This window comes from Taibaiella sp. KBW10, from assembly GCF_003852495.1.
Classification (GTDB): domain Bacteria; phylum Bacteroidota; class Bacteroidia; order Chitinophagales; family Chitinophagaceae; genus Edaphocola.
Window position 1 is genome coordinate 42,451 of sequence record NZ_QAJI01000002.1, and the last position, 19,885, is coordinate 62,335.

The window sequence follows — 19,885 nt, forward strand, 5'->3', positions numbered from 1 at the left end:
AAGAGAAGCCCTTATTATAAATGCAAAAAACGGTGCAAGTTATGCACCGTTTTGTATTTATTTTATTACTATATTTTGTTTAGAATACCCGTGACAGGTTAAATCCGAAGAAAATACCGCCATCCCTCCAGCTATCCGTATTACCGGCTACATAACCCGGTACCGTCATGCTTCGAGAGTTTGAGACAATAAACTGAAAAACGTGTCCGCCTGTCTCTAAATCTACACCTACAGAGAGGCCATTATAGACCTTTGCAGAGCTTACCTGCTTATCGGGCATATAACTATACTCTGCGTTAATACTAAGGCGTTTGGTCAGCTTATAGCGCCCTCCTATACCCACTGCAAAAATATCGTTTTTGTCGGCAGGGGTTGCGACCAGATTATAGTGAATGAAGGTGGGTATAATCTGCGCCGAAAAGTTTTCGTTGAATTTACGCGCAAGCAAGGCTTGTGCAAAATAGACAAAGCGATGTTTATCTTTATACCAGTCTTTACCCGGTTGTTTTAAAGTAGAAAAGGTTAAACCCGGATACACACTCAGGGTTACCGGCATTTTATTATCCTGTGTTTGAGCCAGCACTTTATATTTAGCTGACAAATCGAAGGATTTTCCGTAGGAACTACGCCCCAGGGAAACCATCAGATCTTTGGTGACACCGTAATCTAAACCAAAACGGGTAGTAGCATTATCAAGACCAAAAAATTCATAAGCGCCTTGGTTGATTCTTCCGAATCGGTGCATAAACATGATCTGCAGCACGCCCTTTCCAATGTTTTCTACGCTTTGGAAATTTTGAATATAGATTCCTTTAAAAGTAGCAGATACTCGCTCAGAACTTTTAGGGTTGTTGGCGTCATTCAATTTATCGATTTCTGACAACATATTACTTTGTGTAGAATCGGTCTGTGCGTGTAACAGGCCTTGACTGAGCCCAAGCAGCGCGATTAAGGCAATTGCCTTTTTGGTAAAGTTCATATCAATATATTATAGCTTTCGGAATTACATTTTTGTGGCGATAAAATCAATAGTTACTTGTATGTCTTCTGCAACTTTAGCAACGACCAATGTAGGAATTTTAATATTATAGTCTTTGGTTTTCACTTTAAAAACGCAATGCCCGATTATTTGCCCGTTCTTAACTTCTATAGTTGCCGGCATGCTTACACTCTTCAATACACCGTGTATCGATAGTTTTCCGGAAACGGTAACATTATATTTCCCATTTACCGAGGCATCAATTTTTTGATCGTATGTACCGGTAAAAGTAGATTTCGGGTATTTGGTACTTTCCATATAGTTTTCATTGAAATGCTCCTGCATCAACGACTTAGGAAAGATGAACTTGGTATTTTCCATCACACAAACCAAGGATTTATCATCCGTATTCAGCAAGGCCGAAGTTTGTTTGTTCGTGGCTTTAATATCCTCTACCGGCGTACTGGAGTAGAATTGTGTGGTGCCTTTATTGGTGAAAAATTTCTGGGCATAAGTGCCAGTCACCATGCCGCTGATTAATAATGCGGAACAAATAATTTTTTTCATAAAAACAGTTTAGATTAGTTATTTAATTTACCCTGGTTGATCCAGGCAGTTACTTTGTTGATATCACAATCAGACAATTTCGGTGCGTTATTAGGCATAGGGGAATAATTGGCCTCATGACGAATACTACCGAGTAAAGTAACACTATAAAAAGCATTTAATCCCTGATAAGTATTCGTAGCAATGCCTGCACTGGGATTCGCTCCGGAGTGGCACACATTACAGTTTGCACTCATGATAGCGGCAACCGTATTGGCATAGGAAACAGCAGTCGTATCGCAGATTACATTGTTGTTATTCGCCAGGTCATACTCATTGTCCTTACTACAGGATGCAAATGCTACTGCGATAACCGCCACAGCCCCAAAAGACCAAAATAAATTCTTCATTTGTATAAATATTTTAATAAGATTTTTGATAAAGATAATGGTCTCGACTCATTAGTTGTACCTACAACTAAGTTAGTTATTTGTTAAAAATATGTTTTAACAAGCGGTTGTTTACATAATCCGCGCAAGTATATATAGTTACGACATTAAATAAAAAAAAGTTCACTATGTTAGTGAACTTTTTTTATAATTATTTTTTGATCGTACATTATAGCTGAACGGCTTGTCTGCCGGATACTCTGCCTGTCTTCATCATACCATCATATTGGCGCATTAACAGATAACTGTCAATTTGCTGAATGGTATCCAAAATTACGGCAACACCGATTAACATAGACGTACCACCGAAGAAGCTAGAGAAACCGCTTGTAACACCTAATAAGGCTGCAATACCCGGTAAGATACCTGCTAAGGCAAGGAATACAGCACCTGGCAAGGTAATTCTATCCATAATCGCACCGATATAGTCTGCCGTAGGCTGACCCGGTTGGATGCCCGGAATAAAGCTATTATTACGCTTAAGGTTCTCCGCCATTTCTGTCGGATTGAAGATTAAGGCTGTATAGAAATAAGTAAATACAATTACAAGGAAGGCATAAATCAGATTGTACCAAAGAGAGGTATGATCAGAAACGGCTCTTAACCAACCTGCCGCACTACCATCTTGCGAAACAACTCCTGCTAACATAGCCGGAATAAACAATAAGGCTTGTGCAAAGATGATCGGCATTACCCCTGCAGAGTTTACTTTTAATGGAATAAAGTTACGGGAACCACCAATTTCTTTAGCAGCATTTGTGCCTACAATTCGACGGGCGTAGTTCAAAGGAATCTTACGAACCCCTTGCGTTAATAACACTAAGCCGATCAATACTGCAATAAACATTGCTAATTCGATCAATAAGAACAATACTTTATCCTGACTGATTTTAGTACTGAACTCTTGTACTACAGCATGAGGGAAACGGGCGAGGATACCTACCATAATCAGGATAGACACACCATTACCAATTCCTTTATCTGTAATTTTCTCTCCTAACCACATTACAAACAAGGTACCTGCAGTTAAGATGACAACAGTAGATACATAAAACAACATCGTATCACTTACAATCGCACCGGGAATGGGCTTCAGATAAGTACCAATATAAGCACTACCCTGGAAGGCGGCAACAATAATGGTTAAAATACGTGTATACTGATTTATCTTATTTCTTCCGCTTTCTTCTTTCTGTAACTTGGCGAATTGTGGTATCACAATACCGGCAAGCTGCATAAAGATAGAGGCAGAGATGTATGGCATTACACCTAAAGCTAAAATAGCGGCATTACTAAATGCACCACCCGCAAACATATTAATCAAGCCGAGAAGACCGTCTTGATTTTGATTCTGATTTAAAGCATTAGGGTTAATACCCGGCAATACAATAAAAGTTCCCAAACGGTAAACCAATATGAGCCCTAAAGTAAGCAGAATGCGGTTACGCAATTCCTCAATACCCCAAACGTCTTTAATTTTTTCAATAAATTTTTTCACGAAATTTAAGATTTAAACGAGGTGCGAATAAACAACAAAAAACGCATTTTACCAAACCTTAATATATATTTTTATATTAAGGGAACCTTTTTAAAGGTTTAACATCTGGTAAAATGCGTGTTCCAAATAAATATTAACCTAATTCAACGGTTCCGCCTGCGGCTTCAATCGCCGTTTTAGCACTTGCACTTACTGCATTTACTTTAACGGTTACTTTAGCTTTCAACTCACCAGTACCTAATATTTTAACAACATCAGTACGGCTGATCAAACCATTGATATATAAGTTTTCTAAAGAGAATTCTTCTAAAGCATATTTCTCAACAAAATATTCGATCTGACCCAAGTTAAATACTTTGTAGTCTACACGATTCATTGTTTTGAAACCTCTCTTAGGCATACGGCGTTGGATAGGCATCTGACCACCTTCGTGACCGATTTTAGATTGATAACCGGTACGGCTTTGCTGACCTTTGTTACCTTTACCGGCTGTAACACCGTAACCACTACCTTCTCCACGACCTACACGTTTAGTGCTATGGGTACTACCTGCTGCTGGTTTTAAATTGTGCAATTGCATAATTGAAAATTGTTTTTGTTTACTTGCGCGGAAACAAGTCCGCTCGCTGGTTATAAAATATATTGCGGCCGTTTATCGGCCACAATAGTAAAGAATTATTTTACTTCTTCCACTTTTACTAAGTGTAATACTTTGGTAATCATACCTTGAATCTGAGGATTTACCTCTTTTTCAACAGTAGCGTTCATTTTATTCAAACCTAAAGCTTGTAAAGTACGTTTTTGACGCTCCGGACGATCGATACCACTTTTTACTTGAGTGATTTTTACTTTTGACATGATCTTTATTATTTAAAAAGATAATTGAATAGAATAATTGTAAGACGAAAAATCAATCAAATTATCCGTTAAATACTTTTTTAAGGTTTACGTTGCGGGATTTTGCTACTTCAATTGGTTGACGCATTTGGCTCAACGCTTTGATTGTTGCTTTTACCACATTATGAGGATTAGCAGAACCTAAAGATTTTGCCAGGATATCAGTATAACCTGCTACCTCTAATACTGCACGCATGCTACCTCCGGAAAGAACTCCCGTACCGGTTGCTGCTGGCTTGATCAGTACCTTTGCAGAACCTAATTTTGTATATTGGTCGTGAGGTACAGTACCTTTCATTACCGGTACTTTAATCAGGTTTTTCTTTGCATCATCAATACCTTTCTGAATTGCTTCTTGTACCTCTTTTGCTTTACCCAAACCTTGACCGATAACGCCTTGACCGTTACCTACTACTACTAAAGCAGAGAAGCTGAATGCACGGCCACCTTTTGTAGTTTTAACAACGCGGTTAATCGAAACCACTTTGTCTTTTAATTCTAATTCACCAGTTTTAACTTGGTTGGTATTTGAATTTGCCATTGTAATTTTTTTTGAATTGCGAGGTTTTAAGGCCTCAATTGCTTAATAAATAATTTAGTTTAGAATTTAAGGCCACCTTCACGTGCGCCATCGGCCAATGATTTCACACGACCATGGTACAAATAACCACCTCTATCAAATACTACAGTCTCAATTCCTAAATCTTTTGCTTTTTGAGCAATTGTCTTACCTACTAAAGCTGCTAATTCTGTTTTATTACCTTTTTGTGCAACGATGTCTTTTTGACGGCTGTTTGCCGCAACGATTGTAGCACCATTAGTATCATCTATGATTTGTGCATAGATATCTTTGTTAGAACGGAACACAGAAAGACGAGGCTTTTGTGCAGTTCCGTTTACGTTTTTACGTACTCTGAAGCGAAGTTTGTTACGACGCAATACGCTTTTTGCTGTTTTTGACATTTTATCTCTATTTGTACGGGCTCTACTTTAAAATTGTAATACTGGCAATAAAATGTTTTGGTTTGCACCAAAATACCTTTTGTTGCATCATATCACCATACAAGGTTTAAAGAAGGCTTCCGAAGGTTACTATATATAAGAAAATATTTTGAATGTCTAATAAAAATCGCTGTGAAGCTTATTAAACATTCAAAATTAAATTTATTTACCAGCTGTTTTACCTGCTTTACGACGGATAATCTCACCTTGGAAACGTACCCCTTTACCTTTGTATGGTTCTGGTTTACGCAGGCTACGGATTTTCGCTGCTACCTGGCCTACTAATTGTTTATCGATAGAAGATAAAGTTACCAAAGGAGCCTTACCTTTTTCCATTACTGCGATTCCAGAAACTTCTTTTGGTAATTCAACGATGATGTTATGAGAATATCCTAAAGCCATATCCAGTTGTTGACCGTTTACGGCAGCACGATAACCCACACCCACTAACTCTAATTTCAACTCATATCCCTGGCTTACACCAATAACCATATTGTTGATCAAAGAACGGTATAAACCGTGCATTGCCTTATGGCGGATTTGTTCTGTAGGACGTATCAAGGTAACTTCATTACCGTTTACTTCTACTTTAATATCACGGTCAAGTTGTTCTTTCAACTCTCCTTTTGGACCTTTAACAGTTACTTCATTGGAAGGAGATACCGTTAAGGTTACGTTCTCTGCTAATGTAATTAGCTTTTTGCCTATACGAGACATGTTTAAAAAATTAAAAAAGTTAATAAAAATAGTCACCTGTTACCGTGTTCAGTTCCACGTATAGGAAAGAACTTTAGATGGTCAGTATACAGATTTTCTAAAAATGTTTGCAAAGGTATCCTTTTTTCATGATATATTCCAAAAATTTTAAAATCATAGAATGACTTCTAGATTGAAATAGATTCATTACAGTGTAAATCAATCAATTACCATTAATTTAAGCTGTCGATTTAGTTCAAATAGACTTGAATACCAAAAAATTACAAATTAAATAACATTTTCTTTTTGTAACTTCATACCCTTATTTATTTATATACATGTAATATTTGTAAAAGCAATGAAAAAAATATCCATATCTGCATGCTTACTTTTGGGCATGATTGTCAATGCAAATGCAGAGACTGTAAGTTCGGATGTAGCGTTGACCGCTGCCCGCAATTTTTATGCTAGCCAAACAGGTAGTCTGGCACCCCAGCTTCAGCTGGCAGGAACGTATAAGACCGAAAAAGGCGATATTCCTACTTTATATGTTTTTGAAAACCAAGCAGGAAACGGATTCGTTATTGTATCTGCAGAAAATCATGTACAACCTATCTTAGGGTATTCTACTGAAAGCAAGTTTTATGCTGTAGACGGCCGCAACTCCCCGGAGGCTGCGTATTGGCTAAATACGTATACACAACAGATCGAATACGTAATTGATAACAATATTGCTGCTACTGCCAAAGTTACCGCTCAGTGGAACAGCTGGTTACAATCACAAACCAGACCAACACCACCGACTGTTCCCGTAGCACCGCTGTTAACTACTTTGTGGGATCAGATGCCGCTCTACAATTATTACTGCCCGACCGGCACACCTACAGGTTGTGTAGCTACTGCAATGGCTCAGATTATGAAATTCTGGAATTACCCTGCACAAGGTACCGGACAACACAGTTATAGCACAAGTAGTGTTGGGGGTACATTGTCTGCAAACTTCGGAGCAACTACCTATAACTGGAGTAGCATGCCTGGACAACTGACACAGACTAGCCAGTCGGCTCAAAAAGCGGCAGTCGGCACCTTAATGTCTCATTGCGGGATCTCTGTAGACATGGATTATAACACCACAGCCAGCGGCGCGCAGGTAATCCTGGGAAATGCTTCTGCAAAGAATGCTTTTACAAACTACTTTGGATACAAAAGTTCAATCAAAGGATATAAGCGTGAGGATTTTGTCAGCGACTTCACCTGGCATAGCATGTTATTATTTGAAATCAGAACCGGCAGACCGCTTTTATATGCAGGCTTCGGAACAGTAGGCGGCCACGCATTTGTATTTGATGGATATGATGCAAATGAGATGTTCCATATCAACTGGGGATGGGGCGGTTCCAGCAATGGTTATTTCATCGTGGATAATCTTAACCCTTCTGCTTTAGGTACCGGTGGCGGTTCCGGAAACTTCAATTTTAACCAACAGGTTATTGTTATGATTGAACCACCAAGCAGTACTTTGGCTACAAATCCATGGAACAAAAACGCAACATCAATCAGCCAGGTTGACATCAACAATAAATTCTTATTATACCCTAATCCTGCAACTAATACGATCAATTTCGATGCAGAGAATTATTCCGGTAAAATAACTGAATATGTTATCTACAATACTTTGGGTCAAACTCAAATGACGAACAAAACGACTGCTAACAAATTTAGTATTAATACCAGTACACTTAGTACAGGGCTGTATTATATTCAATTGAATACTACTGACGGCCTTATTACAAAACCGGTTTCTATTACCAGATAAGTTATGCATTTATACAAATTTATTATTTTATCATTTTTTGGGGGCACAATGGCTTGTGCCCCCAAAACTTTTCATAAGCCTGCTCAACCTGTCCAATTGGTACATCCAACGTTCAATGCGAGTCCTTCCGTTATTATTTATAAGACGCGGAAAGATTATTCAAAATTCGTTCCGGTTATCCTGTCGTCAGACAAGAAAAAAGTGGTTAGCTACCCAGACCCTGCAGATATCAGAAACCAGCCCACGCCCACCGCGCTCGCTCAAGGGTATTGGCTCGATAACAGAGGGATCAATGATCAGGTTGCTTTTCTAAATATAACTTACCAGGATTATGCTAAACGGACAACAGCCCCGACCACTTCGGAGTTGTTGGCATGGGTTATAGACAGCGATCCTATTCTCGAAATGTATAACTGTGGCGCAACCTATAGCTATACAGACAAAGCTAAACAGATTAACGAAGTTATTCAGGCAGGGAAAACAGGTTCCATATTTAAAAAAATAAAATAATCCATTCTTCTGATTGTTGACAGCTAGTCTAGGGGTGCAAGGTTAAACAAAAACGGCTCCTTTAATATAGAAAAAAGACGGGAAGGTATATTTTCTTTATAAGTCTTCTATTGCTAAAAGATTCACGTTAAGCAGTTTTATAGCAAGCACTAAAAAAGGATTAAAAAAACCGGGCGCAAATATATTTGCGCCCGGTTTTTTTAATCCTTTTATTTTTTATATCTGCTTTAATACAAAGACTTACCGTATTAACGTAATATCGCCTTTTTTCTCATAGCGTACCCCATTACTGCAGTTATAGGAAATATGATATACATAAGTACCTGCTTCAGCCGGCTTCCCTTCGTACATACCATCCCACTTCGCTTTATTGCCAGAACCTTCATACACAAGGGTACCCCAACGGTTAAATACCGTAAAGTTTACAATAGTCATCTCTACTTTTGAAACGGAGGTAAAATAGTCATTTTTTCCATCACTATTAGGCGTAAAGGCATTTGGCATCATCAGCTCACAACAAGGCTTAGGCACAAGGGTAATCGTGTCCGTACCAATACAGCCGTTTACATCCGTTACCCATACATTGATCTTGTTACGGCCGGGAAACAGGTTGGCCGTAACCTTCTGACCTTCAGATAAGGTTCTTTCAAAATATTTATTAGGCCCCCAAGCATATTGTGCTCCGGCAATATTGGTTGCTCTCAGTTCAATTGTTTCCGTCTCACATAATTCCTTTACATCTGTCACTGTAGAAATCGTTATCGTCGGGTTTGGTGTTATCGTCAAAGGAACCGTAACCGTTTTGGACGGACACCCGGCATTGCCTATCGTCGCATATGAAACGGTATAAGCACCTACAGCACTATTTTCCAGATCGATAAAGCCGGTAGTCGGATTAATGATTAGCCCAGAGGAACTGCTGCTGAAAGTACCGCCTGCGGGACTAAAGTTCACGGGTTTGGTATTACTTACACGGCAATATTTATCATGACTATACTCTAATTTTGGTGGGGTTCCGTCAACGATATCAATCACTGCAACCGGGCTCATTGCGACCGGTTCTGTAACACAAGGAGAATTGCTCGTTAAACGGCAAGTAATTTTATCGCCTGTGTTGGTTGCATGAGAGAATGTGGCTCCGGTAGCACCAGTAATAGCGATACCATTTACAAACCATTGATACTGTGGAGCAGTACCGCCACTCGTAATAACAGAAGTATAATTAACCAAAGCACCGGAACAAATAGAAGCGGGATTGGCAGTAATGGCTATAGTGGCAAGAGCCGGAATGGCACCTGCACAAGTCGCCATATCATAAAAGCGCTTTTCCTCTACCTGGAAGGCAGATACATTATTGGTATAGGTACTCGGGAAACCCGGGCTGATACTTGTAAAGTTAATCGCTGTGGTACCAATAGTCCCCATAGCCATACCAGTTTGTCCGGTCGTTCCTACCACGGCATCTACATAGATGGTGGTACCCAGAATACCGAAACCGGCTCCGGATTGGTAACCATTAGGGTTATTCACAGTCCAGGATTGCATTAAAGCTCCTGTAGCAGAATATTTTCTTAAGAAAGGAGGTGCATTGGTACCCGTCAGGTTTAAGATATACCAATCTCCTTCACAATCGGCAATCAGGTCATAAGGCCCTTCATTGGTAAAGCCAGGAACATCTAATAACAACGTAGCGTTTCCGGTACCGTTATATTTATATACCTCTCCTGTACCTCCATTTAAACTATATAAAAAACCGCCACCACCTGCGATATTGGGTGCGGGGCCTGGATTATGGCCTGTATTGACCCATGCACTGGTCACGGGATTATAGTAACTATACCGCCAGGTAGTCGTATTATTTGCATTTCCGGTCACACAGTAAAAAGTCAAGGTAGGGCTACCTGAATTAAGCACCTCGCTAACAGTAATGCCACCAATATAATTGGCCGGTAACTGTATGGTATTTAATGCAGGATTGGTTGCAGAAGTCGGCAATGCCGGATTGTAACCGTAGATATTCCCTGTAGGTGCCTGAGAAATAGGAAAAGGAGGAAAACCCGGAAACAAAACAATAGAATTGGTAAGGTAATCATCCATATAAATATGGTCGCATTGTGGTAATTGCGCCCAGGTAGTGGTACCCAGGAGCATACATGTGATAAGGCTATAAAAAAATTGTTTACATTTCAATTTCATGATCTTATTGGTTTAATGATAATCGTAATATTTTTATGAATTAGGATCGTAATAGGGCTATAGAATCTTGTCAGTGCTATTGAACACCATATGCTTTTAATTCCCGATCACTGATCATTGGAGGACTGACCGGCCGCTCCAGCTTCATAATGATCATTTTAGCAATCGACTCACAGATTCTTTTATCTGAAAAGCCAGTTGTTCTTCCCGGATAGTAGGGCTGATGAAAATATACTTTCCCGTTGGCCAGAATATCATAACCAAAACTACCATCACCATTTGTGGTCACTTGAAAAGTATAGGTGACAACGCCATTATTTGGGTCAATAGCATTGACAACCTTGGTAGAAGTATATACTATTTGTTCTTGGGCCTGCACATTAGCGTTGAGTGCAAAGGCCAATTGAATGCTTGCTAGAATAATTACTTTCTTCATGTTTATCTATAATTTTAATTAGGGTTTATTGTTTTTACCGCAACAAAAATACACACATTAGTGAAATATAAGAAAAAAGTACGTAGTTGCAAAAAATCATATAAAATATTAACCTTAATTAACCTTAATGCACCCTTCTCTGGTTACGGAAGTTTATGTTATTTAAGCACAAACAAAAACTTATCTAGATAGACAGCAAACAAACTTATTTGGATAGACATTCTCTATAATTTACTAAGCGTATCAGTTAATATTTTACTTTTGTCAAATGGAATATTATACCTCTTCCCTTACAAGCTACAAAAGAATACCTACCCTGGAAGTGAATGTAGGCGGACTGCTCTTAGGCAAGGAGCACCCGATACGCCTGCAAACCATGACCACTAAAGATACTATGGATACAGCCGGTTCTATTCAGGAGACGATTAGCTGTATTAAAGCCGGAGCGGAATTGGTGCGTATCACAGCGCCCTCAAAAAAAGAGGCCGAAAATCTGCTTATGATCCGTGAAGGAATCGAAGCACTGGGCTATCATGTCCCCTTAGTGGCCGATATCCATTATACGCCCAATGCAGCGGAGGTTGCGGCAAAGCATATTCAAAAAGTGCGCATCAATCCGGGCAATTACGTAGATAAGAAAAAATTTGAAACCTTAAGTTATACAGATGAAGATTATCAGGAAGAACTAGACCGGATCGCAAAAAAATTTATTCCTTTACTGGATATCTGTAAAGAATACCACACCGCTATACGCATTGGCACCAATCATGGTTCGCTAAGCGATCGCATCATGAGCCGTTATGGCGATACACATAACGGTATGGTAGAGAGCGCTATGGAGTTTCTCAGAATTGCCCGTAGCCAGGATTTTCACAATATCGTGATCAGCATGAAATCCAGCAATCCGCAGGTAATGGTGCATGCTTATCGCCTGTTGGTCAAAACGATGCAGGATGAGTTTGGCCTGTTATATCCGCTACATCTGGGTGTAACAGAAGCCGGAGACGGAGAGGATGGCCGTATCAAAAGTGCCGTAGGTATCGGAACTTTGCTGGAAGACGGCATCGGAGACACCGTACGGGTATCGTTGACGGAAAACCCGGAATATGAAATTCCGGTATGCAGAGACCTGGTGAAGCGTTACGAAACGAATAAACATCATTTAAGTGATGCACAAATCCCGGCCATAACAACACTCCCCTACAATCCTTTTGAATACAAACGCAGAACAACGTTTGCGGTAGAAAATATTGGTGCGCAACAAGTACCTGTTGTTATTGCAGATTATTCTAAAATCAACAGAACCCTAATTCCGGAGGACATGCAAGCCATTGGCTATACATACAGTCCCGACCTGGATAAATGGCAGATTGCAGACGCTGCAGCCGACTATCTTTTCGTGGAAAATCCGGAACTGAATTTTGCCTTGCCCGGTACCCTGAAAGTCATCACCTGGGCTAGTGAATGGGCTAAACAACAAATTAAAGATCAAAGCTTTCCGATATTTCTATTGGAAGAATACCTGAATGCGCCTGCCGAAGCAAAAAGCAGCCGCATTAATTTTGTGATGGTCGATTGTTACAACAACGAATTCCCGACCAATACTGAAGATATTGCACTTTTAAAAGAAGACAAGACTGTGGTCCTTTGCCTTAGCAATGAACATAAAAATGCCATGCAGGCCATTCGCAGAATGGGAATCAGCTTAATGGAGCAACAAATCCAGCATCCCATTATTCTGATGAATGACAGTTACTGGGATACCTGGGATGAGCACCTAATACACTATGCCACCGAATGCGGTGCTTTGTTGATTGACGGATTTGGAGACGGATTGGCGCTAGGCATGAAACAAGCCTCCTATGCACAACTGCAAAATCAAAACGAAACACTACACATAGAAAAATTCCTGAATGATGCAGCTTTTGGCATTTTGCAGGCAACCCGTACCCGAATATCTAAAACCGAATACATTTCCTGCCCCAGTTGTGGCCGCACTTTATTTGACCTGCAGGAAACTACGGCAAAGATCAGAGCAGCAACCCATCACCTTAAAGGCCTGAAAATCGGCATTATGGGTTGTATCGTAAATGGTCCGGGAGAAATGGCTGATGCCGACTTTGGCTATGTGGGTAGTGGTGTAGGCAAAATAACCTTATACAAAGGCCAGGAAGTGATCAAACGGAATGTGGATAGTGAAGTAGCAGTAGATGAACTGATCCAATTGATCAAAGACAACCATGCCTGGGTCGATAAGGTATAAATTGAACTTCAATTTTTAACATTGGGATCACCTTTTGTTGCGCGCCTTCGGAGCGCAACAAAAGGTGATCCCATATATTTATCGTAATTTTGCCGACGCTATTATGGTAACAATTGGTAATAATATAACACTAGGCGATTTCCCTTTATTGCTCGCTCCCATGGAAGATGTGAGTGATCCGCCTTTTCGTGCAGTGTGTAAGGAACAAGGTGTAGACTTTATGTACACCGAATTTATCTCTTCAGAAGGGCTGATCAGGGATGCAATTAAGAGCAGACAGAAATTAGATATATTCGATTATGAGCGCCCTATCGGCATTCAGATTTTTGGTGGGGATGAGGAAGCCATGACCCTGTCGGCAAAAATCGTTGCCGCAACCAATCCCGATCTGATCGATATTAATTTTGGTTGCCCGGTAAAGAAAGTAGTGTGTAAAGGAGCGGGTGCCGGTATCCTTAAGGATATACCCAAAATGATACAACTTACGAAGGCCGTGGTAGACTCTACCGACCTTCCGGTTACGGTTAAGACCCGCCTGGGTTGGGACGATAGCAGTAAGAACATTGAAGAGGTCGCAGAACGCCTGCAGGATGTAGGTATCCAGGCACTTGCAATACACGGGCGTACGCGTATGCAGATGTATAAAGGAGAGGCAGACTGGACCCTAATCGGAAAAGTAAAAAACAATCCGAGGATCAAGATCCCAATCTTTGGCAATGGAGATATTGATAGCCCTCAAAAAGCACTTGAATACAAAAACAGATATGGTGTAGATGGTATTATGATTGGTCGTGCTGCAATCGGCTATCCCTGGTTTTTCAAGGAAGTAAAACACTATTTTGCCACAGGAGAACTATTGGCACCGCCAACGGTTGCGGACAGAATAGCGGTATGCCGCAATCATGTAAATAAATCGGTAGACTGGAAAGGTGAAAAATTGGGTATTCTGGAAATGCGGCGTCATTATGCCACTTATCTGAAAGGATTGCGCAATGCCAAAGAATTCAGGATGCAACTGGTCAATGCCCAAAGTCTAGAGGAGGTAAGTGCTATCTTGATACAGAGCGAAGCTGTATTGTCTGAATGCAATTAAATACTTATCATTGTGAAGCGATCCAGAAACGGTTCTTTTGAATCCTAAGTCCCTTGCAACATCAATATTAATCTTATGGATTTTCCTCATCAAATACTGATCTACTGTGTCCAAATCACCACAAGGCTGCAATATGTCCTGGATTGGGTATTCAGAGAGCAGTTGAGTATTGACTATAAGATTACTTATGACAAATCGGTTTGGCTCGATCATCAGGGACCTAAAATAAATTATTCTGAAACCCGCCTGCAGAACGAGGATATTCTGATTATCCCACACCGGCTTATTTTTGAGACCGGCGAAACGCCACAACAGCTTAATGTAAATCGCTGGAAAAAAAGTACGATCTTATTTTACAACCAGCCGGGCGCATTGGTGCCTTTTGATCTTTTTTCTGCTACTTTCTATCTCCTCTCCCGATACGAAGAATACCTGCCGCATAAGAAAGATAAGCATGGCCGCTATTGGCATACCAATTCGGTTGCCGCGCAATATTCTTTTTTGCAACAACCGGTAGTGGATGAGTGGATCATAGCATTTAAGCGGATTCTGGAGCGCAAATTCAATATAGACATACCACATAACCAATTCGACTTTCTACCAACCTACGACATTGATATTGCCTGGGCGTATATGCATAAATCCAGAAAATACAACTGGGGAGGCGCACTGAAAGATGTCTTAAAGCTAAAAATTGGCTGGGCATTTGACCGGCTTATTGTAACCAATTCCAAACGGCAGGACCCTTACGATGCTTATGCATGGATGGATGATGTACACAAGTTTTACAACTTGCAGCCAATGTATTTTTTCCTTGTGGGCAAAAACGGGCCTTTCGATAAGAATCTTGATCCGGCTATTCCGGCCATGCAAAACCTTATTAAAGAAACTGCCGCCCAATACCAGGTGGGCCTGCATCCCTCTTATGGTTCTTATAACCAACCGGGAGTATTACAAAAAGAATTAAATACACTACAGGAAATTGTAAACCGTTACCTCTTATGTAGCCGGCAGCATTATATAAAGATGGCCCTTCCGGATACCTACAGAGATCTGATAGAAGCTGGTATAGAAGAAGATTATTCTATGGGCTACCCTACCGTTAACGGGTTCAGAGCAGGCACCTCACAACCTTTCCTTTGGTTTGATCTGTCGCGGGAAGAAAAGACAGAACTAAGGGTACATCCATTTTGTTTTATGGAAACAACGGCCATTAACCTGTATGAGGGATCAAAAAATGAAGCGTACCAGGAAGTAGAACGGTTGATTATGGCTACTAAAAATGTGCATGGCCGATTTGTGAGTATTTTTCACAATAATAACCTGGGGAACGGACGCGAAAATAAAGGCTGGCATAAGTTTTATCAAAAAATGATTGAGCTGGTACAGCGCTGATAAAGCAAAATGATTTTATAAAATCTATTTTGAAAAGCATCATCAAAATGATGCATTATACGGCCCCGATTATGTATAAATCAAATCCCTGTTGTGTCGTTTGTATATATGACCCAATACTTGAAAGGCCCTGCGCACTTGCGTTTTAGGAATTTTTATGGGTGGGTATTTTAATCTTCCGTCAGGATAGGTAACATCATTGGTGGAATACGCCAGCAAATGTTGTTCATCCTCGTCAGGTTGTATTTCTTTCATCACACTATTATCTCCATATTCTATAATATAGTGCTCACCCCAAATTAGGGCTTCCAGATCTTTTTGTTGTCTTAAAATAAGTAAACAACCGGAAGGATACTCTTTCATACTGGTATTGTAATAACGGGTTGCCGCCGTTGCTCCCGGAAACCAGTCTCCGGCATCAATATACTCCGTTTGATATAGTGCTTGATTAGACTCCGCTACCTGATCGCCGGCTTCCATATGCCCAAGATCTTTATAAAGATGTATCAGATTGGCCTTTTTGGGGATTAGCTCTTTGAGCATTTCTCCTTTTCCGGTTAGCAACCATTCCGCATTATAGTGGGGATAGTTTTCAACAATCTTAATAATCCATTTACTTTGAATATCGGTATCCTTAGCCAAAGCTCGGGATAAAACACCCTTACTGGCGCCAATAAGCTGTTCCATTGCTGTGATAGTAAGATGCTCGCTCTCAGCAATTTGACTTATTCTTTTCAAAATACTACTCATAATATTGAAAATATTCTTCTACAGGTTTTGGTTTTATTGAAAATTATCTTCTATTTTGTACTTGTAAACAACGAAACTAGCCGCACAAATGAACAAATATAACAGAAAATACGATGCAATCCAAGCAGAGGCGATAAAATGGGTAGCCCATCATAAAGACGTAGCCACATCGGAACAATGGGTACGAAAAGTAAAAAACGACCGCAATATTGTAGGAGAAAAAGCGGAACTGATCCGGAAATTATATTACTGGAAATATGAAAAGCTAAAAGGAGCCGCTAATGAGAGCCCGGACATGGATACTTTCACTATATGAATGTCCATCGTTCTATTATATAAAATAGTCATAATATGAAATCAGTCCCTTATCTTTGTTTAGTAAAAACAACAGGTTTATGCTACAATCGACTATAATCGTTTTGTAGCTATACACTTGCTGTTATACACACAGGTAGATAACATATGGACAGGATCCGATACCACTAAAACCATCGCGATCCGGCCCAATAGACTTGTGGTATTATAATGCTATACCTATATAAAAACAAAATTAATGGAACGTATAAAATCCAATAGGATTTCTGTAAGCATTATTGGCGAGCAGGAATCTGTTGACTTAATTGTGGCAAGCCTGAAGCATAGTGGACAAGACATATCCATTACCGCAAGCGCATATACCTACGAGGAGGCCTTATTACAAAAGGCATTATTTAAGACCGATATCTTATTCTTATCGGCTTCGATAGAAGCTATAAAGGTTTTCGATATTTTAAAGCCGGTCAAAACCTTGGAGGCTGCGACTATCGTGCTTTTTGCCCCCAACCGCTCTCATGCTTATGAAGCCATTAGAGAAGGGATACAAGACTACCTCCTGTTTCCCTTTGTACAATCGGATATGGACCAGTTAATCCAAAAACACGGCAGTATACGTGAGGCCAAACCAAATAGCCATACGGTAAACAGAACGGGCCTTTCTTTTGAAGAAGAAAATATTATTGTGTCTAATAGAAACGGTTTTCAGGTATTGAAAATAGAGGACATCTCTCACTTAGAGGCCGAGGGCAGTTATTGCATTATCTGGCTAGGCAATGGGGAACACGTGACTTCCAGCAGAAATATGCGAAAGATCAGTGAATTGCTGAAGCATAGCACCGATTTTATTAAAGTGCACAAATCTTATATTATCAACAAAAAGCATATTGTCGCTTACGATAACAGTACGGCAAGCCTGTTATTATCCAATAACATCTATGTGAGCACTACCTTATCATTAAAGGAACTGTTATCTTACCTGCAGCCAGTTTGATCTGTTTAGATATGTTTGTTAAGCCAATCGGTATTTTCTAATTTTTTTAGCACACTCCGGTCTATCTGTATATGAGATAATCTTTTCAAATGCCGTTCATGGTGAAGATCTGTACCGATGTAGGTATACAATCCTGCATCTAACAATTTTTCCGCTACTTCTTTCTCTTTAGAACCATAATACCCGGAGAGGGATAAGATATTGAGCTGTAGTTCTACATTATGATCGAAGTATTTCTTAAAGATACCCAGTTTATGATCTACAAAATGATATCGCTCCGGATGAGCCAAAATAGCCTGATAACCTGCTGTTTCTATCTGAAAAAGAATGTCTTCAATATCAATGGGTTCATAGTAAAAAGGTGTTTCTACTAATATTTTATTTCCGGTAACGGTTAAAAGATTACCTTCTTTCAATAGATTGGGGAAATTTTCATCTATCATATACTCTGCCGCATATCGGACTGCGATTTCTATTTGCTGCTCATCCAATGCTGTTTTTAGCTTTTGGTAGGCATTAGTAATCGTATCTCTGTTATTCTTATGCAGTTCAGACATAATATGGGGTGTACCTATAAATTTTTTGATGCCACATGCCATCATTCCTCTGATTAAGGAAATAGAAATATCTACATCTGCTGCACCGTCGTCTATACCCGGCAAGATATGCGAGTGCATGTCCTGCTCTACGATATTGCCAATATGTACGGTAACTTTTTTATTCTTCTTAAATATTGAAAACATGTAGCTTTATTCCTTTTAAAAATAAGTGTCAGTTGCGGCTGTATTATTAAGAAAAAGGGTTCAAACAAAGATATTCTTATTAAATTTGCGCAAATGCTCCTTTTCAAAGGCACAAAATTAAATAAATTTAACAAAACAATGTCGGTTCCAACAAAAATTTGGCTTTCGTCTCCCCATATGGGTGGCACAGAACAAAAGTATGTAAAAGAAGCATTTGACACCAATTGGGTAGCTCCTTTAGGCCCCAATGTCAATGGTTTTGAGGAAGACCTAAAGACTTATTTAGGAAATAAAGTATTTATCTCTGCACTCAGTTCCGGAACCGCAGCTTTACACCTTGCGTTCATCCTTTTGGGCATACAGCCCGGCGACGAAATCATTTGTCAGTCCATGACCTTCTCGGCCTCCGCCAATCCGATTACTTATGTGGGTGCAACGCCCGTTTTTGTGGATAGCGAACCCGATACCTGGTGTATGTGCCCGATTGCTTTGGAAACGGCAATAAAAGACCGGCTGGCTAAAGGGAAACAGGTAAAAGCCATTGTTCCGGTACATCTTTACGGCATGCCGGCCAAGATGGATGAACTGATGCGTATTGCCCAGGCGTACAACATCGCTATCGTGGAAGATGCAGCTGAAGCCCTTGGATCTACTTATAAAAATCAACAATGCGGTACCTTTGGCACCATGGCCTGTTTATCGTTTAATGGTAATAAAATTATCACTACTTCAGGTGGCGGCGCTTTGGTAGCCCAAAATGACGACCTGGCACAGAAAGCCACCTTCCTGGCTACACAAGCCCGCGACAATGCACCACACTACCAGCACTCTCATATCGGTTATAATTATCGGATGAGTAATATCGTAGCGGGTATCGGAAGGGGGCAAATGGAAGTACTGGACCAATGGATTGCAAAGAGAAGGGCCAATTTTGACCGTTATGCGGCCTATTTTGCTACTATAGAAGGGGTTACGTTACAACAGGAGCTTCCTGAAAATAAAAGTAACCGCTGGCTTACGGCCATCGTCATTGATCCGGCCAAAACAAAGGGCCTGGACAGAGAAGCGCTGAGAGAAAAATTGCTCGAACACCAAATCGAAAGCCGCCCCTTATGGAAGCCGATGCACCTGCAACCGATATTTGAGCAGGCTCCTTATTATGGAGGCCATGTAGGGGAAGACTTATTTACCCACGGCTTATGCTTACCTTCGGGCTCTAACCTTACTGATATAGATTTCGAACGTATTTTTAACGTTTTTGATACTTGCTTTAAGTAGTTTTCCGTTCTACTAAAAGCAAAAAGTATTTT

At 40.2% G+C, this 19,885-nt stretch carries 21 protein-coding genes; 8 read left to right on the forward strand and 13 right to left on the reverse strand.

The genetic code is table 11. The annotated features are described in order from the left end of the window. Positions 1 to 79: 79 nt before the first annotated feature. From DBR32_RS03550 to rplF, 9 genes are all read right to left on the reverse strand, one after another. Complete coding sequence (locus DBR32_RS03550) at positions 80 to 979, reverse strand: DUF5777 family beta-barrel protein (protein WP_124634929.1); 900 nt, start codon at positions 977 to 979, stop codon at positions 80 to 82. 24 nt (positions 980 to 1,003) lie between these two features. Beyond that, positions 1,004 to 1,546 (reverse strand): YceI family protein, encoded by a 543-nt coding sequence (locus tag DBR32_RS03555; RefSeq protein WP_124634930.1) that lies wholly within the window; start codon positions 1,544 to 1,546, stop codon positions 1,004 to 1,006. 14 nt (positions 1,547 to 1,560) lie between these two features. Then, on the reverse strand, positions 1,561 to 1,935 hold the full coding sequence (locus tag DBR32_RS03560; RefSeq protein WP_124634931.1) for a cytochrome c: 375 nt from the start codon (positions 1,933 to 1,935) through the stop codon (positions 1,561 to 1,563). A 208-nt stretch (positions 1,936 to 2,143) separates the two neighbouring features. Beyond that, positions 2,144 to 3,472 (reverse strand): preprotein translocase subunit SecY, encoded by a 1,329-nt coding sequence (gene secY, locus DBR32_RS03565; protein ID WP_124634932.1) that lies wholly within the window; start codon positions 3,470 to 3,472, stop codon positions 2,144 to 2,146. A 133-nt stretch (positions 3,473 to 3,605) separates the two neighbouring features. Next, entirely contained in the window at positions 3,606 to 4,052 is a 447-nt protein-coding gene (gene rplO, locus DBR32_RS03570; RefSeq protein WP_124634933.1) for a 50S ribosomal protein L15, read from the reverse strand. Positions 4,053 to 4,147: 95 nt separating this feature from the next. Next, positions 4,148 to 4,330, reverse strand: a complete 183-nt coding sequence (gene rpmD / locus DBR32_RS03575) for a 50S ribosomal protein L30 (RefSeq protein WP_124634934.1) — start codon at positions 4,328 to 4,330, stop codon at positions 4,148 to 4,150. Positions 4,331 to 4,391: 61 nt separating this feature from the next. After that, a complete protein-coding gene (gene rpsE, locus DBR32_RS03580; RefSeq protein WP_124634935.1) occupies positions 4,392 to 4,910 on the reverse strand; it encodes a 30S ribosomal protein S5 in 519 nt (172 codons plus the stop codon). Between the two features lie 59 nt (positions 4,911 to 4,969). Continuing rightward, positions 4,970 to 5,332 carry a 50S ribosomal protein L18 gene (gene rplR, locus DBR32_RS03585; protein ID WP_124634936.1) on the reverse strand — a complete coding sequence of 121 codons (363 nt, stop codon included), beginning with the start codon at positions 5,330 to 5,332 and terminating at the stop codon, positions 4,970 to 4,972. A gap of 201 nt (positions 5,333 to 5,533) precedes the next feature. Next, positions 5,534 to 6,088 carry a 50S ribosomal protein L6 gene (gene rplF / locus DBR32_RS03590; RefSeq protein ID WP_124634937.1) on the reverse strand — a complete coding sequence of 185 codons (555 nt, stop codon included), beginning with the start codon at positions 6,086 to 6,088 and terminating at the stop codon, positions 5,534 to 5,536. A 337-nt stretch (positions 6,089 to 6,425) separates the two neighbouring features. Here rplF and DBR32_RS03595 point away from each other — a divergent pair, with 337 nt between their 5' ends. Together DBR32_RS03595 and DBR32_RS03600 are read left to right on the forward strand one after the other, a co-directional pair. Continuing rightward, the gene (locus DBR32_RS03595) at positions 6,426 to 7,883 is read left to right on the forward strand and encodes a thiol protease/hemagglutinin PrtT (RefSeq protein ID WP_124634938.1); all 1,458 of its coding nucleotides are present in this window, start codon (positions 6,426 to 6,428) and stop codon (positions 7,881 to 7,883) included. 96 nt (positions 7,884 to 7,979) lie between these two features. Next, positions 7,980 to 8,393, forward strand: a complete 414-nt coding sequence (locus DBR32_RS03600; protein ID WP_124634939.1) for a hypothetical protein — start codon at positions 7,980 to 7,982, stop codon at positions 8,391 to 8,393. A 240-nt stretch (positions 8,394 to 8,633) separates the two neighbouring features. Here DBR32_RS03600 and DBR32_RS03605 read toward each other — a convergent pair whose 3' ends face one another. Together DBR32_RS03605 and DBR32_RS03610 are read right to left on the reverse strand one after the other, a co-directional pair. Beyond that, positions 8,634 to 10,589, reverse strand: coding sequence for a gliding motility-associated C-terminal domain-containing protein (locus DBR32_RS03605; protein ID WP_124634940.1), 1,956 nt, complete (start codon positions 10,587 to 10,589; stop codon positions 8,634 to 8,636). Positions 10,590 to 10,665: 76 nt separating this feature from the next. Next, positions 10,666 to 11,025 carry a DUF4907 domain-containing protein gene (locus tag DBR32_RS03610; RefSeq protein ID WP_124634941.1) on the reverse strand — a complete coding sequence of 120 codons (360 nt, stop codon included), beginning with the start codon at positions 11,023 to 11,025 and terminating at the stop codon, positions 10,666 to 10,668. 268 nt (positions 11,026 to 11,293) lie between these two features. On the opposite strand from DBR32_RS03610, the gene ispG reads away from it, so the two are divergent. The 3 genes from ispG to DBR32_RS03625 all read left to right on the forward strand — a co-directional run bounded on the left by ispG (position 11,294) and on the right by DBR32_RS03625 (position 15,776). Continuing rightward, on the forward strand, positions 11,294 to 13,288 hold the full coding sequence (ispG, locus tag DBR32_RS03615) for a (E)-4-hydroxy-3-methylbut-2-enyl-diphosphate synthase (RefSeq protein ID WP_124634942.1): 1,995 nt from the start codon (positions 11,294 to 11,296) through the stop codon (positions 13,286 to 13,288). Between the two features lie 103 nt (positions 13,289 to 13,391). Further along, positions 13,392 to 14,381, forward strand: a complete 990-nt coding sequence (gene dusB / locus DBR32_RS03620; RefSeq protein ID WP_124635067.1) for a tRNA dihydrouridine synthase DusB — start codon at positions 13,392 to 13,394, stop codon at positions 14,379 to 14,381. A 75-nt stretch (positions 14,382 to 14,456) separates the two neighbouring features. Continuing rightward, positions 14,457 to 15,776 carry a polysaccharide deacetylase family protein gene (locus DBR32_RS03625; RefSeq protein ID WP_124634943.1) on the forward strand — a complete coding sequence of 440 codons (1,320 nt, stop codon included), beginning with the start codon at positions 14,457 to 14,459 and terminating at the stop codon, positions 15,774 to 15,776. A 69-nt stretch (positions 15,777 to 15,845) separates the two neighbouring features. On the opposite strand, the gene DBR32_RS03630 is transcribed toward DBR32_RS03625, so the two are convergent. Beyond that, positions 15,846 to 16,463, reverse strand: a complete 618-nt coding sequence (locus DBR32_RS03630) for a hypothetical protein (RefSeq protein ID WP_124634944.1) — start codon at positions 16,461 to 16,463, stop codon at positions 15,846 to 15,848. Positions 16,464 to 16,614: 151 nt separating this feature from the next. Here DBR32_RS03630 and DBR32_RS03635 point away from each other — a divergent pair, with 151 nt between their 5' ends. Then, the gene (locus tag DBR32_RS03635; RefSeq protein WP_124634945.1) at positions 16,615 to 16,842 is read left to right on the forward strand and encodes a hypothetical protein; all 228 of its coding nucleotides are present in this window, start codon (positions 16,615 to 16,617) and stop codon (positions 16,840 to 16,842) included. A gap of 237 nt (positions 16,843 to 17,079) precedes the next feature. After that, positions 17,080 to 17,832, forward strand: a complete 753-nt coding sequence (locus DBR32_RS03640) for a LytTR family DNA-binding domain-containing protein (protein ID WP_124634946.1) — start codon at positions 17,080 to 17,082, stop codon at positions 17,830 to 17,832. 5 nt (positions 17,833 to 17,837) lie between these two features. On the opposite strand, the gene DBR32_RS03645 is transcribed toward DBR32_RS03640, so the two are convergent. Beyond that, positions 17,838 to 18,575 (reverse strand): tyrosine-protein phosphatase, encoded by a 738-nt coding sequence (locus tag DBR32_RS03645; RefSeq protein WP_124634947.1) that lies wholly within the window; start codon positions 18,573 to 18,575, stop codon positions 17,838 to 17,840. 138 nt (positions 18,576 to 18,713) lie between these two features. On the opposite strand from DBR32_RS03645, the gene DBR32_RS03650 reads away from it, so the two are divergent. After that, positions 18,714 to 19,853, forward strand: a complete 1,140-nt coding sequence (locus tag DBR32_RS03650; protein WP_124634948.1) for a DegT/DnrJ/EryC1/StrS aminotransferase family protein — start codon at positions 18,714 to 18,716, stop codon at positions 19,851 to 19,853. Positions 19,854 to 19,885: the final 32 nt, after the last annotated feature.

Excerpts from the sequence above, each read along its gene's own strand:
- DBR32_RS03630 (WP_124634944.1), bottom strand. The coding sequence starts at position 16,463 with ATGGAACAGCTTATTGGCGCCAGTAAGGGTGTTTTATCCCGAGCTTTG.
- DBR32_RS03635 (WP_124634945.1), top strand. The coding sequence starts at position 16,615 with ATGAACAAATATAACAGAAAATACGATGCAATCCAAGCAGAGGCGATA.
- DBR32_RS03625 (WP_124634943.1), top strand. The coding sequence starts at position 14,457 with ATGGATTTTCCTCATCAAATACTGATCTACTGTGTCCAAATCACCACA.
- ispG (WP_124634942.1), top strand. The coding sequence starts at position 11,294 with ATGGAATATTATACCTCTTCCCTTACAAGCTACAAAAGAATACCTACC.
- rpsE (WP_124634935.1), bottom strand. The coding sequence starts at position 4,910 with ATGGCAAATTCAAATACCAACCAAGTTAAAACTGGTGAATTAGAATTA.
- rplR (WP_124634936.1), bottom strand. The coding sequence starts at position 5,332 with ATGTCAAAAACAGCAAAAAGCGTATTGCGTCGTAACAAACTTCGCTTC.
- DBR32_RS03645 (WP_124634947.1), bottom strand. The coding sequence starts at position 18,575 with ATGTTTTCAATATTTAAGAAGAATAAAAAAGTTACCGTACATATTGGC.
- DBR32_RS03555 (WP_124634930.1), bottom strand. The coding sequence starts at position 1,546 with ATGAAAAAAATTATTTGTTCCGCATTATTAATCAGCGGCATGGTGACT.
- rplO (WP_124634933.1), bottom strand. The coding sequence starts at position 4,052 with ATGCAATTGCACAATTTAAAACCAGCAGCAGGTAGTACCCATAGCACT.
- dusB (WP_124635067.1), top strand. The coding sequence starts at position 13,392 with ATGGTAACAATTGGTAATAATATAACACTAGGCGATTTCCCTTTATTG.
- rplF (WP_124634937.1), bottom strand. The coding sequence starts at position 6,088 with ATGTCTCGTATAGGCAAAAAGCTAATTACATTAGCAGAGAACGTAACC.
- DBR32_RS03650 (WP_124634948.1), top strand. The coding sequence starts at position 18,714 with ATGTCGGTTCCAACAAAAATTTGGCTTTCGTCTCCCCATATGGGTGGC.
- rpmD (WP_124634934.1), bottom strand. The coding sequence starts at position 4,330 with ATGTCAAAAGTAAAAATCACTCAAGTAAAAAGTGGTATCGATCGTCCG.
- DBR32_RS03595 (WP_124634938.1), top strand. The coding sequence starts at position 6,426 with ATGAAAAAAATATCCATATCTGCATGCTTACTTTTGGGCATGATTGTC.
- DBR32_RS03610 (WP_124634941.1), bottom strand. The coding sequence starts at position 11,025 with ATGAAGAAAGTAATTATTCTAGCAAGCATTCAATTGGCCTTTGCACTC.
- DBR32_RS03560 (WP_124634931.1), bottom strand. The coding sequence starts at position 1,935 with ATGAAGAATTTATTTTGGTCTTTTGGGGCTGTGGCGGTTATCGCAGTA.
- DBR32_RS03550 (WP_124634929.1), bottom strand. The coding sequence starts at position 979 with ATGAACTTTACCAAAAAGGCAATTGCCTTAATCGCGCTGCTTGGGCTC.
- DBR32_RS03605 (WP_124634940.1), bottom strand. The coding sequence starts at position 10,589 with ATGAAATTGAAATGTAAACAATTTTTTTATAGCCTTATCACATGTATG.
- DBR32_RS03640 (WP_124634946.1), top strand. The coding sequence starts at position 17,080 with ATGGAACGTATAAAATCCAATAGGATTTCTGTAAGCATTATTGGCGAG.